Below are 14540 nucleotides of genomic sequence, written 5' to 3' on the forward strand. Positions count from 1 at the left end.
GTAAATATGTATATAAAGAAAGGGCGGAACACTGAGTTCCGCCCTTTTAGAAACTACTGTTGAATTAGCGTTCCTTTTTAGACTTTTTATTTTTCGATGAATTTGATTTCTGTTCTGTAACCTCTTCTTTTTGAGGCTTGTCATTACTTTTTATTTTTTCATCTGTTGTTTTGCCTGTATCGTCTTTCTTATCTGCTTTTTCGTCCTTAGCAGCTTCTTTTTTAGGCTGTGTTTTTACAGGATTATAATAACCTTCAGAAACAGCTGATTGAGCGCTAGCAGGAACGGAGAAGTCAGATGCAGGGGTGTTGGCAAGTGCATTAGCCATGAATTGGCCCCACATAATAGCAGGTGTGTCACCACCGGTGATGCCTCGTAATGTTTCCGAGCCATAGTCATCACCAATCCAAACGGCAGCTACTAAATCAGGCGTGTAACCAACGAACCAAGCATCCTTGGAATCATCTGTTGTACCTGTTTTACCTGCTGCAGGGCGACCGATTGCTGCATTACCACCAGTACCGCCACTGATAACAGATTCTAGCATGCTAGTAATGATTGCTGCATCTTTTTCATCTACAACACGTTTTTCTTGAATAGAGTTTTCTTCCACAACTTGACCATTGCGGTCTACAATTTTAACGATTGCCGTAGGTTGAACCTTGATACCACCATTAGCGAGTACACCATAAGCTTGAACCATTTCAAGAGGTGTTACACCATAAGTTAAACCACCAAGTGCAGTAGACAAGTTATTATCTTGATCTGTAAGGGTAGTGATACCCATTTCTTTGGCAAGTTTAATAATCTTAGACATGCCTACTTCATCAGCAATTTTTACGGCAGCTACGTTACGAGAATGTTGTAATGCATAGCGATATGTCATATTACCTTCGAAGTCATTTTCATAGTTTTTAGGGCTCCAGTTACCAAATGTAACAGGGCTATCATCTACGATAGAACCAGGAGTTTTACCAGATTGAATAGCTGCTAAATATACAAATGGCTTCATATTGGAACCTGGTTGACGTTCTGCTTGTGTAGCACGGTTAAATGCATCATCACCACGGCCACCAACCATAGCCATAATGTAACCATTATGAGGGTTCATAGCTACGATAGCACCTTGTGGTTGATGTAAACCATTGCTATCAGTGTAGTAGTTAGGCAAGTTTTGCATTGCTGCTACAGCTGCATTTTGCGCATCCATATCAAGAGTTGTATAAATTTTTAAACCATCTTTATAGATTGCATCGTCGCCATATTTTTCAGAAACTTGTGCAATAACATAGTTAATGAAGTAAGATGCATTAGATTTTTCATGCGTTTGTTCTTGTTTTGCCACTAAGCCTAAATCTGCTTGACGTGCTTCATCAGCTTGCTCTTGTGTAATGTAACCGTATTTAACCATTTGGCCTAATACAACAGCTTGACGTTTTTTACTAGCTTCCAAATCATTGAATGGAGAGTAGTAGTTAGGACTTTGTGGTAAGCCTGCAATAAGTGCTGCTTGAGCTAGCGTTAATTGGCTAGCATCCTTACCAAAGTATACATGAGCTGCAGATTGTACACCGTATGCACCTTGGCCAAAGTAAATTTGGTTCATGTACATTTCAAGGATTTCATCCTTAGTGTAATGTTGTTCAATCTTAAGTGCTAGCAATGCTTCAGAAATTTTACGTTTAAATGTTCTGTCTTGAGATAAGAATGCATTACGCGCTAACTGTTGAGTGATTGTAGAACCACCTTCAGATACGCCACTATGAACAATGTTAACCCATACAGCACGCAAGATACCAACAGGGTCGATACCATGATGCGTATAGAACCGAGAATCTTCTGTAGCTACAAAGGCATTCTGTAAATCTTTTGGTACATCTTTTAGAGGTACTGGTAATCTATTTTCTGTGGAGTGAACCGTAGTAATGAGATTGCCATGCACGTCATAAATCTGAGACGATGCAGAAGGGCGTACATTGGATACATCCGGTAGATTTGATAATGTGGCACTTATGAAACCACAGCCACCACCGGCTACGATGAGTATAAAGAGAAGTGTACAAATCCAAAATAGACGCTTAGGATTTGTTTTCTTCGGTGTAGAACCATTGCCATTTGAGCGGCGATTGGTTCTCGTATTTGAGTTACTACTCATAGAGTCACCTCTTTTTTCTTTTAGTAAATATAACGTAAATTCTATTACGCAGTTATAAATATTATATCATAAATGGTTTAAATCCAATACTATATATAATTGTGAAAGTTTTTAGATAATGGTATACTTAAACAATAGTATTTCTAGGAGGATTATCATGATTAGTGCTCAAGAACAAGTGCGCCAAATTAAACATGGTGTAGCGGATTTAATTAACGAACAAGATCTTGTAAAAAAAATAGAGAAATCCATTAAGGAAAATAAACCACTAGTTGTAAAACTAGGTTTGGATCCAACGGCTCCAGATATTCATTTGGGACATACTGTTCCTCTTCGCAAGCTGCGTTTATTCCAAGAATTTGGTCATCAAGTAGTGATTGTTATCGGTGGCTTCACTGCTCGTATTGGTGATCCTACTGGTAAAAGTGTTACTCGTCCACCATTAACAAAAGAAGAAGTATTGAAAAATGCTGAAACTTATAAGACACAAATCTTCAAGGTATTAGACCCAGAAAAAACAATCGTTCGTGACAATAGCGAATGGTTAGAATCTATGAACTTTGCTGACGTACTTCGTTTGGCTAGCTCCTATACAGTTGCACGTATGATGGAACGCGATGATTTCAGCAAACGCTTTAAAGAAGGTCGTCCTATTGGCGTGCATGAGTTCATGTACCCATTGATGCAAGGTCACGATTCTGTTGCATTACATGCAGACGTTGAATTTGGTGGCACAGACCAAACTTTCAACCTGTTGATGGGGCGTCATTTACAAGAGTTAGAAGGTCAAGAGCCACAAGTTGTTATTACAATGCCATTGCTTGAAGGACTTGACGGCATTCAAAAAATGAGTAAATCTTTGGGCAATTATATCGGTATTGATGAAGAACCTAAAGAAATGTATGGTAAAGCGATGTCCATTCCTGATGAATTGATGATGCGTTATTTCATGCTCGTTACAGATATGTCTATCGAAGAGCAAGAGGACATGGCAAAACGTCTAGAATCCGGAGAGTTACATCCACGTGATGCTAAAATGCAATTGGCTCGTACCATTGTTCGCTTGTACCATGGTGAAGAAGCTGCTCTCGAAGCGGAAGAAGAATTTAAACGGGTGTTCCAACAACGCGCCATGCCTACAGATATTCCTGAGTACGCTATGGATGCACCAACAGAACCAATCTTTGTCCCACAATTCTGTACAGATGCTGGTTTAACTGCGTCCAATGGTGAAGCACGTCGATCCATTAAAGCAGGTGCTTTCAAAGTAAACGGTGAAAAATATACGGAAGAAAACCTTAAGCTAGAAGATGGCATGATTGTTCAAGTTGGTAAGCGTAAATTTGTAAAAATTAAATTTAACTAATATAAAACTGTGATGAGGTTTAGATTTCCCATCACAGTTTTTTCTGTCTATTTTGTCTATAAGATTATTTATCTACTGAATCTGTTGTTTGTGACGCAAGAAATTGACTTACAAGTTAATGTATAATGAATATACAAAGACAATATAAAAATAAAATACAGATTTGATACATAAAAGATTTTTACAAATATTGTATAAAATAGATTATAACTTGTGAGAGGACCATTTATGGACAAGAAATTAAGTAACCTTTTATCACAACGAGAACATAGTGTTCTTACAGATATTGATGTTATCACAGCTGCAGTAGCCGTGCCTCTATTAGAAATCGATGGAGAAGATCATATGGTGTTTACCGTGCGTAGTAATACATTGCGACGTCAACCCGGTGAAATCAGTTTCCCTGGCGGGCACTGTGAACCTAATGATAAAAGTGGTGCTCATGCAGCCATGCGTGAATGCTCTGAGGAACTTGGTATAGACTTAGATCAAATTGAACTGCTAGGAAATCTAGACTGTTTAGTATCCGCAATAGGTGTAAAACTATATGCGGTCGCCGTGCGCCTACATACAAGTGATTTAAAACCAAATTCCGATGAAGTAGGCGAGGTATTTACAGTTCCCTTACAATATCTATTAGATATGGAACCGACCGTAGGTCACCTAGACATTGGAACTAAGCCGTTAAAAGATTTTCCATTTCATCTATTAGAAGGATATAATATCGACTGGAAAATTAGACAAAACTATTCCGTCTATTTCTATCCCTATAAACAATACACCATATGGGGACTTACTGGACGAGTGCTGAAGAATTTTTTAGATATATATAAGGAAGTTCATTTACATAATAATGCCCATAGAAATTGACAGATTGCAAATTAAGGTATACTATTTATGTGTAAAAGGTTTAATGTGTTGCACTAATTAATCTAGGAGGTTCTCACATGAATCGCGAAACAGCATACGTACTTTGGTTTGATGAATTACAACGTGAAGATGTTAATTTAGTAGGTGGCAAGTCTTCTTCTTTAGGGGAATTGACATCCTCCACTAATGTACCTGTACCTTATGGCTTTGCAACAACTGCTCATGGTTATCGTGAGTTTATGAAAGCTACTGGTTTGGAAGATAAAATCCGGGCTGAACTTGATGCTTTAGATGATGTAGAAAATTCTGCATTATTGCGCGAAGTGTGTGCTAAGATTCGCCGCATGATTTGTCAGGAAGAAATGCCAAAAGACTTGGCAGATGCTATCCGTCATGCTTATGAAGAACTTGGTAAAAAAGTGAACGAAGAAAATCCATTTGTGGCTGTTCGTTCAAGTGCAACAGCAGAAGATTTGCCAGATGCAAGCTTCGCAGGCCAACAAGATACATATTTAAATGTACGCGGTGCTGACGTAATTATCGAAAAAGTAAAAGAATGCTACGCATCTACATTCACAGATCGTGCAACATATTATCGTGTAAAACAAGGCTTCGATCATATGACAGTAGCATTGAGTGCTGCAGTTCAAATGATGGTATTCTCTAAAGCAGCTGGCGTAATGTTTACTGTTGACCTTGTAACAGGCAATGATAACAATATTCTTATTGAAGGCTCTTGGGGTCTTGGTGAATATGTTGTACAAGGTACGGTTACACCAGATAATTTCCGTGTGGATAAAGAAAAGATGGAAATTACGGACCGTATGATTAACGATAAACATGTCCGCCTTGTTCGTAAAGCCGATGGTGACTGTGTTGAAGAAGTGGTTCCAGCTGACGAAGCAAAAAAGCAAGTTATTACAGATGCTCAAGTTTTGGAACTTGCAGAATATGCAAAAGCAATTGAAAAGCATTATGGTTGCTACATGGATATGGAATGGGGCGTAGATGAACGCAATGACAAGATTTGGATCTTGCAAGCTCGTCCAGAAACAGTTTGGTCCCGCAAAGAAAAATCAAAAACGTCCGAAAAAGCTAGCACATTAGATGCAGGTAATCGCGATATTATTGTAAAAGGTTTGCCAGCATCCCCTGGTAATGCAGCAGGTAAAGCTCACGTTATCATCAATCCTGAGGATATCGATGAGTTCAAAGAAGGTGAAATTCTTGTTACAGCTATGACAGCTCCTGACTGGGTGCCAGCCATGAAAAAGGCAAAAGCAATTGTTACTGACGCTGGTGGTATGACTTGTCATGCGTCTATCGTTAGCCGTGAGCTTGGCATTCCTTGTATCGTAGGTACTAAGAGCCGTAGTCATGAAGCAACTACCTCTATTAAAGATGGTCAAATGATTACTGTAGACGCTACAAATGGTATTGTATACGATGGCGTATTAGAAGATATCGTTAAAAAGCCTGAAGCTCAAGTTTCTACAGGGGTAGCAGCTGAATATGTACCTGTAACAGGCACTAAGATTTATATGAACTTAGGTGATCCTGATTTGGCTCAAAAATATGGTGTACTACCATGTGATGGCATTGGTCTCATGCGCGAAGAGTTCATTTGGACTACCTTTATTCATGAACATCCATTGCACCTTATCGAAACAGGGCGCAGTGACTTCGCTGTAAATACATTGGCGGAAGGTATGCGTAAAGTATGCCAAGCATTAGCCCCTCGCCAAGTAGTAGTTCGTTTGAGCGACTTCAAATCTAGTGAATACCGTGACCTTAAAGGTGGCGATAAATATGAACCACATGAATCCAGTGCATTACTTGGCTGGCGTGGCGCATCTCGTTACTATGATCCTAAGTATACACCTGCTTTCAAATTAGAATTAGAAGCAATCAAAAAAGTACGTAACGAATTTGGTTTCAAAAATCTACAAGTTATGATTCCATTCTGCCGTACTGTGGAAGAAGCTGAATTAGTAACTAACTTAATGGCTCAAGAAGGTCTTGCACGTAGCAAAGACTTTAAAGTATGGCTCATGGCTGAGATTCCATCCAATATCATCTTAGCTGATCAATTTAATAAATATGTAGATGGTTATTCTATCGGTTCTAACGATTTGACTATGCTTGTACTCGGTTGTGATCGCGATAACGAAACAGTTCAACATATTTATGATGAACGTAATTTAGCAGTTCGTAGAGCAATTCGTCACCTCATTGAGGTGGCCCATAAAGATGGTAAAACTGTATCTATCTGTGGCCAAGCGCCAAGCGTATATCCTGAACTTTGCGAATTCCTTGTGAAGAGTGGTATCGACTCCATTTCTGTTAACCCAGATGCAGTAGTTAATACTAAGAAAATGGTGGCTCAAATCGAACAACGAATTATGCTCGATGCTATGACTGGTCGTGGTCGTCAAGAATCTGACGAACTAATTTGGTAATAATATAGTTATGGTGAAAGAGGAGGCCTGTGGGTCTCCTCTTTTTCTGAATGGTAACTTAGGATATAATACAAACAGAGATGAAAGGGGGTTACCGTGTGAAACTGTCGAAACGACAAGAACAAATTGCTCAAATCGTTCGCGAAGAAGGTCCTGTAACAGGTAGTGCCATTGCTGAACATTTAGAGGTCACAAGATCTGCGTTGCGATCAGATTTATCTGTATTGACCATGTTAGGTGTGTTAGATGCACGTCCAAACGTAGGCTATTACTATGTAGGACTTTCAAAGGAAACACAAACGGCTGAGCGATTAAAGTCATTTATGGTAAGTGATGTATTATCTCAAGCAGTCGTGGTCAATGGGGATACGAGTTTGTATGATACAATTGTCACATTATTTACAGAGGATGTAGGTACCATATTAGTGTGTGATGGCTCATACCTAATGGGTGTGGTATCTCGGAAAGATTTATTACGCGCCTCTATGGGACAAACAGATTCGCATACCATGCCTATATCCATGATTATGACCCCTGTAAGCAAGGTTATAGCGGTGGAGCCTACCGATACTTTGGTAGAGGCTGCACAGAAAATGATAGATTATGAAGTAGATTGTTTACCTGTCGTCGTTCGTGAGGATGTAGGTAACAAGAAACGCTTAAAGGTTGTGGGCCGTGTATCAAAAACGACGGTAGCAAAAGTATTTTTAGAATGTAGCATACACTGAGGTTGATAGAATGGCAGAAAAAATTATTTATGCAATATCGGATTCCCTGGGGGAAACTGCTGAGGCTGTAGCGAGAGCTACGGCGAGTCAATATGATAAGGAGCAAATTGAAATTGTCCGCATTCCCTATATTGATAGTGAAAGCCAAATTGATGAGGTTATAGACGACGCAAAACGTGGGAATCATGTTATTTGCCATACCATTGTGTCTGCGTCTTTACGTAAGTATTTGCATGAGAAGGTGGCTGAATATAATATTCCGGCTGTGGATATCATGGGCCCTGTTCTCGATGCAGTTGGTACTATTGCAACTACTAAACCGCGCATGACGGCAGGTATGGTTCATAAGCTCGACCAAGAGTATTTTAAAAAGGTTGAAGCTATTGAGTTTGCCGTGAAATATGATGATGGTAAAAATCCATCTGGTTTTGAAAAGGCCGATATAGTTATTATTGGTGTATCTAGAACTAGTAAGACCCCATTGTCCATGTTCTTGGCATACAAAAAGATTAAAGCCGCAAATTTGCCACTAGTGCCAGAGGTACCATTGCCAGAGGAATTATTCAAAATTCCGGCAAAAAAAATCGTGGGCCTTATTATAGATCCATACAAATTAAATAATATTCGTAGTGAACGTTTACGCGCTATCGGTCTTGAAGACGAAGCAAATTATGCATCTATTGAGCGTATTCAATCTGAATTGGATTATGCAAAGGCTATTATGCGTCGTTTGCACTGCCAAGTGTTAGATGTTTCTAATAAATCCATTGAAGAAACAGCTTCCCTTGTTATGCAATTGATCGATAAAAATCGCGCGTCGGAGGGTAAATGAATATACGTGAACAAATAGAGGAGAGGGAGGCTTTGCTTCTTTCTCCCTATGCAGCTAAAAGCCGCGATGCAATCCGTGATATAGAAGAAAAGCCTGATCCACTTAGAACCGCGTTTCAACGCGATCGGGATCGCATCATTCATAGTAAATGTTTTAGACGGTTAAAGCATAAGACACAGGTATATATTGCGCCAGGTGACCATTATCGGACACGCATGACTCATACCCTTGAGGTAGGTCAAATCGGTCGTACTGTGGCTCGTGCATTACGTTTAAATGAAGACCTTGTGGAAGCTATTGCCATGGGCCATGATGTGGGGCATACACCATTTGGTCATGTAGGTGAATATGCATTGCGAGATATGGTGGGGCACTTTAATCATAATGAGCAAAGTTTGCGCATGGTTGAAGTATTAGAAAGACATGGTGATCATCAAGGTCTCAATTTAACCACCGTTGTTCGAGATGGCATCGTAGGTCATACAGGGGCTACAATTCCTGTGACTTTAGAGGGTCAAATTATTCGTATTGTAGACCGCATTGCGTATTTATGTCATGATTTTGATGATGCACAGCGAGCAGGTATGTTGACGGCAGAGGAGCTGCCTTTTGAAGTGCGTGAACATTTTGGTATGACTCCATCTAGTATGATTACTGCAATGGTTGAGGATATGGTACGCGAATCCTTGGATAAGCCAGTTATATCTATGTCTGCTGATGTGGAAATGACGATGAATCTATTCCGTCAATTTATGTTTAAACATGTATATTTGGCACCAGCTTTAATTCCGGATCGCAAGAAGGCATCCCATGTGGTGAAAAATTTATTTACTCACTTCATGGAACACCCTGATGATATGGAAGGCTGTGAAACAGGTAAAGCGTTTTACTCTACACTTGATGTAGTTGATTATGTAGCAGGCTTAACAGATCAATATGCTATTAAGTTATTTAAGCAATATTATATTCCAAATATTACATTATAAATAACAAAAAAAGTAGTTAGTTCAAAATGAACTAACTACTTTTTTGGGGCTCTAGAACCCCAAAGAGTACATGTACTTTTTATTTTACGCGCGTGTAACTTTATTAGAACGAAGGCAGCGAGTGCATACGTTTACTTTTTTAGTAGCACCGTCTACAACCGCCCGTACTCTTTGAATGTTCGGTTTCCAAGTTTTTCTTGTGCGAATGTGAGAATGACTCACGTTCATACCGCTAGATGTGGATTTACCACATACTTCGCAAAGGTTTGCCATAGTTTCCACCTCCAAGCTTAATCTATAACATAACAAAAGTATATTATCATAAAGAATAGCTTAAAGCAAGTGTTTTTGTCGTACATATTGCTCTTTTTATGAAATATACTACAATATAAGGTATACTATATATCATATTCTATATATCATATTCTAAGATATAAATGGACTTTTACACAAGGATATACAGAAATTGGATATATCTCATGTGTTTATCGTATATTTAAAGGAGTTTTTATGGATGAACGATTGACGACTATAAAAGGAATTGGTCCTGGTCGCGAGAAACAATTGTATAAATTGGGAATTACCAATGTTACATCCTTATTGACTTACTTCCCTAGAACCTATGAAGACCGCCGTACGATTTATAGTATTGGTGATTTAAAATCAGGTATGACAGGTGGTGTTGTAGGTACTGTTATTGCCGTACAAGAGAAACGCCCTCGCCCTCGATTGTCTATTTTAGAGGTCGTCATTGCAGATGGCACAGGACCTCTGAAGATTGTTTTGTTTAATCAAGGATATAAAAAGAACTTTTACAAAAAGGGACAACGTATATATGCATATGGTAAAGCTGAGTTTCAGTATGGTACTATGCAAATGAATACACCGCAAATGGAAAATTTAAGAGATAGTGGTGAACCAGATCGAGGTATCGTTCCTATTTATGCGCTTGCTGATGGGGTATCTCAGTTTGTGATTCGTTCATCTGTACGCAATTGGTTCACAGCTAATCATGAGTTACCAGAGATTTTACCTGTGGAGGTTCGTGAAAGTCATCATTATATGAGTCGTTATGATGCTTTTAAGATGATGCATTTCCCAGACTCCTCAGAGCTCTATGAAAAGGCTCGTTATCAATTGGCCTATGAAGAGTTGTTCGTTATGCAAGCTGGTTTAGCTTTGTTGCGAAATAAAGAACAATGCCATAGAGGGCCTAAAATGGGACCAAATGGGGAACTAATGACTCAGTGTATAGAGAATTTACCGTTTTCCTTAACAGGTGATCAACAACGAGCGTTAGAGGATATTCGTATTGATATGGAAGATGAACGACCTATGCAACGTTTGTTGCAAGGAGATGTAGGCTCTGGTAAAACTATTGTGGCTACCTTGAGTTTATTAAAAGCTATTGAAAATGGGTATCAGGGGGCATTGATGGCCCCTACGGAGATTCTAGCGGCTCAACATTACGAAGGGATACGAACTGTATGTGCTAATTTAGGTATTACCATAGAATTATTAACGGGATCCTCTACGAAAAAAGAGAAAGAATGCATCTATGAGGGCTTAGCAGATGGCAGAATCCAAATGATCATTGGAACGCATGCTCTTATCCAAGAGGGGGTTAATTTCCATAATTTAGGCCTTGTTATCATTGATGAGCAACATCGTTTTGGTGTAGATCAACGGGCGAGATTGCAACAGAAGGGAACATATCCTCATGTACTTATCATGACGGCTACACCAATCCCTCGTACCATGACATTATCCGTATATGGAGATTTAGCAGTATCTTTAATTAAAGAAATGCCACCAGGGCGAAAACCTGTTAAAACATATGCTGTAGATAGTTCTTATAAAGAGAGATTACGCACTTTCTTTGGTAAGGAAATGGCGGAAGGGCGTCAGGTCTATGTGGTGTGCCCTCTTGTAGAAGAATCCGAAAAATTAGACTTGCAAGCCGCTGAGGAATTGTATCTAGAATTAAAAGAGTACTTTTATAAGGCCTATGAAGTGGGTCTCGTTCACGGTCGTATGAAGTCGAGTGAAAAAGATGAAGTGATGAATGCCTTCTATAAGGGCGAAATTTCATTACTTGTTTCTACAACAGTTATAGAAGTGGGTGTTAATGTGCCAAATGCGACTATTATGTGCGTTGAAGGGGCAGAACGATTTGGTCTGTCTCAGCTACATCAGCTGCGGGGCCGTGTAGGTCGTGGCGCTCATCAGTCCTATTGCATTCTTGTTAGTGATTCTAAAAATGATGTAAGTCAAGAGCGTTTAAAGTTGATGGAACAAATCCAGGATGGATTTGAGCTTGCAGAGCAAGATTTATTGCTTCGCGGTTCAGGGCAATTGTTTGGATTAGCTCAATCAGGACTACCTGATTTGCGTGTTGCTAATATCATCAAAGATATTGAGATTTTAGTAGAGACTCGTAAAGATGTGCTAGATTTTGTAAGTCGATTTGGAATAAAAAAATTAGAAATTGCCATGAAAGAGGAATTAGAAAAAAGATTTGGTGAAAAATTTCTAAGAATATTGTATAATTAAGAGGTAGGATTAATAAGTATATAAGCATCGATAATATTAGATTTTATCTGGCTTTTTTCCTTGTCTATATGTCCTTCATACCGTATAATAGAACAAACAATTTATTTCATTTTTTCATCTATGGAGGTTAATATGCCAATTATTCATGTAGAGCTCGTCGAAGGGCGTACAAAAGAACAAAAGAAACAATTAGGTGAAGCAATTACAAAGGCTGCGGTTGATATCGTAAATGTTCCTGCTGATGCAGTAAAAGTTATCTTCGTAGATATGAAAAAAGACGATTATATGGAAGGCGGCATTTTGCGGTCTGAACGCTAAGGCTACGACTGACCGCCTAGTCCATAGGGACTAGGCGGGTCGTAGTTTTGTTTTATTATACGGAAAGGAAAGAAATATGAGAGACGATAAATTCGGTATGCGTGGACTAACTTTTGATGATGTATTATTAATACCAGCAGCTTCGGATATACTGCCTAATCAAGTAGAGTTAAAAACTCAATTAACTCGTGATATTACATTAAATATTCCTATGATTAGTTCTGGGATGGATACGGTTACTGAATCACGGATGGCGATTGCTATGGCTCGTGAAGGCGGTCTTGGCGTTATCCACAAAAATATGTCTATTGAAGAGCAAGCTCATGAAGTTGACAAGGTAAAACGCTCTGAACACGGTGTTATCGTTGATCCTATTTTCTTAAGCCCTCAAAATTTACTATCCGATGCAGCAGAAATTATGGAAAAATATAAAATTTCTGGTGTACCTATCACAGAACATGGTAAACTAGTAGGGATCATTACAAATCGCGATATGCGTTTTGAAACTGATTTAAGCCGACAAATTGGGGAATGTATGACAAAAGATTCCCTAGTTACTGCACCGGAAGGTACATCTCTTGAAGCGGCGAAAGCTATCTTAAGCGAACATCGTATTGAAAAATTACCTCTTGTAGATGGCGACGGTAACTTAAAAGGCTTAATTACGATTAAAGATATTGAAAAAGCGACTAAATATCCAAATGCAGCAAAGGATGGTAGTGGCCGATTATTAGTTGGTGCTGCAGTAGGTGTTTCTCAAGATTTGTATGATAGACTTGATGCGCTTGTATCTGCTAAAGCTGACGTAATTATTGTTGATACTGCCCATGGGCATTCTGCAGGTGTTCTTCGTACGTTGAAGGACATTAAACAAGCGTATCCTCACATTCCTGTAATTGCAGGTAATGTGGCAACTGCAGCAGGCACTGAGGCTCTTATCGAAGCTGGAGCTGATGCAGTTAAGGTTGGTATAGGACCTGGTTCTATTTGTACAACTCGTGTTATTGCTGGCATTGGGGTACCTCAAATCACAGCAGTCTATGAGTCTGCTCAAGTGGGGCGTCGCTATGGAGTTCCTATCATCGCTGATGGGGGTATTAAATATTCTGGAGATATTGCTAAAGCTATTGCGGCTGGTGCCAATGTAGTTATGATGGGGAATACTTTAGCGGGTACTGATGAAAGCCCTGGAGAAACAGTGATCTATCAAGGCCGTTCTTATAAAGTATATCGAGGCATGGGTAGTCTAGGAGCTATGAAACTTGGTAGTAAAGATCGATATTTCCAAACAGAAGCTAAGAAATTAGTTCCTGAAGGTATAGAAGGTCGTGTACCATATAAAGGTATGCTGGCCGATACAATTTTCCAAATGGTTGGTGGTTTGCGTGCAAGTATGGGGTATTGTGGATGTCATAATATCCAAGAAATGATTGAAAATACTCAATTCATTCAAATTACAGCGGCTGGTTTGAAAGAAAGTCATCCGCATGATGTAAGCATTACCGTTGAAGCACCAAATTATAGTGGTTGATAATGGAGTATTACATTGAATAAACGTATTTCTGTTTTATCTGTGCCTATCGATTGTGTCACAATGGATGAGGCAGTCCAACGTATTTTACAATTAACTGAACAGCCGGGGCTACATTTAGTAGCAACGGCTAATGCAGAAATGGTTATGTTGGCTAATGAAAATCCTACATTGCACTCCATATTGAATAATGCTAGTCTCGTCGTTCCCGATGGGGCTGGCATTTTGTGGGCTGCAGAGCGTCAAGGAGAATATGTGCCTGAACGCGTAACAGGTGTAGACGTAACTAAGGAATTGTTTAAAGTTGCGGCGACTCATCAAATTCCTGTATACTGCTTGGGGGCGGCACCTGGTGTTGCTCAACGAGCGATTGATAATGTATCTGCTCAGGTAGGTGCATTAAATATAGCAGGAATTCATGACGGATTCTTTGATAGTGCAGAGGAACAAGAAATCATTAAATCTATAGCTGAATCTAAGGCAAAATTGGTATTTGTTGCCTTAGGTGTGCCAAAGCAAGAACAATGGATTGCAGAAAAGTTGAGTCACCTCGATGGCGTAGTTGCCATCGGAATTGGTGGTTCCTTTGATGTCTTGGCAGGTAATATTCCTCGGGCCCCAGAATGGATGCAACAAAATCGACTTGAATGGTTGTATCGATTATATTTAGAACCTCAACGGATTGGCCGTATGTTGGCTATTCCAAAGTTTATGTGGACCGTTATTAGAAATAAATAGAGGA

Annotated in this window: 12 protein-coding genes; 10 read left to right on the forward strand and 2 right to left on the reverse strand. The window is 39.4% G+C overall.

Features of this window, described 5'->3' with window-relative positions; genetic code table 11:
* Positions 1 to 64: 64 nt before the first annotated feature.
* Positions 65 to 2155 carry a transglycosylase domain-containing protein gene (locus NE668_RS01660; RefSeq protein ID WP_227037016.1) on the reverse strand — a complete coding sequence of 697 codons (2091 nt, stop codon included), beginning with the start codon at positions 2153 to 2155 and terminating at the stop codon, positions 65 to 67.
* A 157-nt stretch (positions 2156 to 2312) separates the two neighbouring features.
* Here NE668_RS01660 and tyrS point away from each other — a divergent pair, with 157 nt between their 5' ends.
* From tyrS to NE668_RS01690, 6 genes are all read left to right on the forward strand, one after another.
* Complete coding sequence (gene tyrS, locus NE668_RS01665; RefSeq protein WP_105086757.1) at positions 2313 to 3521, forward strand: tyrosine--tRNA ligase; 1209 nt, start codon at positions 2313 to 2315, stop codon at positions 3519 to 3521.
* 228 nt (positions 3522 to 3749) lie between these two features.
* Positions 3750 to 4391, forward strand: a complete 642-nt coding sequence (locus NE668_RS01670; protein WP_227037015.1) for an NUDIX hydrolase — start codon at positions 3750 to 3752, stop codon at positions 4389 to 4391.
* Positions 4392 to 4468: 77 nt separating this feature from the next.
* Positions 4469 to 6850, forward strand: a complete 2382-nt coding sequence (ppsA, locus tag NE668_RS01675; protein WP_227037014.1) for a phosphoenolpyruvate synthase — start codon at positions 4469 to 4471, stop codon at positions 6848 to 6850.
* Between the two features lie 98 nt (positions 6851 to 6948).
* On the forward strand, positions 6949 to 7578 hold the full coding sequence (locus tag NE668_RS01680) for a helix-turn-helix transcriptional regulator (protein ID WP_004697485.1): 630 nt from the start codon (positions 6949 to 6951) through the stop codon (positions 7576 to 7578).
* 10 nt (positions 7579 to 7588) lie between these two features.
* The gene (locus NE668_RS01685) at positions 7589 to 8410 is read left to right on the forward strand and encodes a pyruvate, water dikinase regulatory protein (RefSeq protein ID WP_004697248.1); all 822 of its coding nucleotides are present in this window, start codon (positions 7589 to 7591) and stop codon (positions 8408 to 8410) included.
* Positions 8407 to 9396, forward strand: coding sequence for a deoxyguanosinetriphosphate triphosphohydrolase (locus tag NE668_RS01690; protein WP_021148238.1), 990 nt, complete (start codon positions 8407 to 8409; stop codon positions 9394 to 9396). Before NE668_RS01685 ends, NE668_RS01690 begins: the two co-directional genes overlap by 4 nt.
* Positions 9397 to 9480: 84 nt before the next feature.
* Here NE668_RS01690 and rpmB read toward each other — a convergent pair whose 3' ends face one another.
* Positions 9481 to 9669 carry a 50S ribosomal protein L28 gene (gene rpmB / locus NE668_RS01695; protein WP_008601135.1) on the reverse strand — a complete coding sequence of 63 codons (189 nt, stop codon included), beginning with the start codon at positions 9667 to 9669 and terminating at the stop codon, positions 9481 to 9483.
* A 237-nt stretch (positions 9670 to 9906) separates the two neighbouring features.
* Between rpmB and recG the strand changes: the two genes are divergently transcribed.
* The 4 genes from recG to NE668_RS01715 all read left to right on the forward strand — a co-directional run bounded on the left by recG (position 9907) and on the right by NE668_RS01715 (position 14536).
* The gene (gene recG / locus NE668_RS01700; protein WP_227037013.1) at positions 9907 to 11949 is read left to right on the forward strand and encodes an ATP-dependent DNA helicase RecG; all 2043 of its coding nucleotides are present in this window, start codon (positions 9907 to 9909) and stop codon (positions 11947 to 11949) included.
* Positions 11950 to 12081: 132 nt separating this feature from the next.
* The gene (locus NE668_RS01705) at positions 12082 to 12267 is read left to right on the forward strand and encodes a 4-oxalocrotonate tautomerase (RefSeq protein ID WP_004696087.1); all 186 of its coding nucleotides are present in this window, start codon (positions 12082 to 12084) and stop codon (positions 12265 to 12267) included.
* A 76-nt stretch (positions 12268 to 12343) separates the two neighbouring features.
* Complete coding sequence (guaB, locus tag NE668_RS01710) at positions 12344 to 13798, forward strand: IMP dehydrogenase (protein ID WP_227037012.1); 1455 nt, start codon at positions 12344 to 12346, stop codon at positions 13796 to 13798.
* Positions 13799 to 13813: 15 nt separating this feature from the next.
* On the forward strand, positions 13814 to 14536 hold the full coding sequence (locus tag NE668_RS01715) for a WecB/TagA/CpsF family glycosyltransferase (protein ID WP_227037011.1): 723 nt from the start codon (positions 13814 to 13816) through the stop codon (positions 14534 to 14536).
* Positions 14537 to 14540: the final 4 nt, after the last annotated feature.

The sequence above is a fragment of the Veillonella parvula genome (genome assembly GCF_024461875.1).
GTDB lineage: Bacteria > Bacillota > Negativicutes > Veillonellales > Veillonellaceae > Veillonella > Veillonella parvula_I.

What these genes read in the sequence shown, in the direction of transcription:
- NE668_RS01660 (WP_227037016.1), bottom strand. Translation starts at nt 2,155, where the DNA reads ATGAGTAGTAACTCAAATACGAGAACCAATCGCCGCTCAAATGGCAAT.
- tyrS (WP_105086757.1), top strand. Translation starts at nt 2,313, where the DNA reads ATGATTAGTGCTCAAGAACAAGTGCGCCAAATTAAACATGGTGTAGCG.
- NE668_RS01670 (WP_227037015.1), top strand. Translation starts at nt 3,750, where the DNA reads ATGGACAAGAAATTAAGTAACCTTTTATCACAACGAGAACATAGTGTT.
- ppsA (WP_227037014.1), top strand. Translation starts at nt 4,469, where the DNA reads ATGAATCGCGAAACAGCATACGTACTTTGGTTTGATGAATTACAACGT.
- NE668_RS01685 (WP_004697248.1), top strand. Translation starts at nt 7,589, where the DNA reads ATGGCAGAAAAAATTATTTATGCAATATCGGATTCCCTGGGGGAAACT.
- NE668_RS01690 (WP_021148238.1), top strand. Translation starts at nt 8,407, where the DNA reads ATGAATATACGTGAACAAATAGAGGAGAGGGAGGCTTTGCTTCTTTCT.
- rpmB (WP_008601135.1), bottom strand. Translation starts at nt 9,669, where the DNA reads ATGGCAAACCTTTGCGAAGTATGTGGTAAATCCACATCTAGCGGTATG.
- recG (WP_227037013.1), top strand. Translation starts at nt 9,907, where the DNA reads ATGGATGAACGATTGACGACTATAAAAGGAATTGGTCCTGGTCGCGAG.
- NE668_RS01705 (WP_004696087.1), top strand. Translation starts at nt 12,082, where the DNA reads ATGCCAATTATTCATGTAGAGCTCGTCGAAGGGCGTACAAAAGAACAA.
- guaB (WP_227037012.1), top strand. Translation starts at nt 12,344, where the DNA reads ATGAGAGACGATAAATTCGGTATGCGTGGACTAACTTTTGATGATGTA.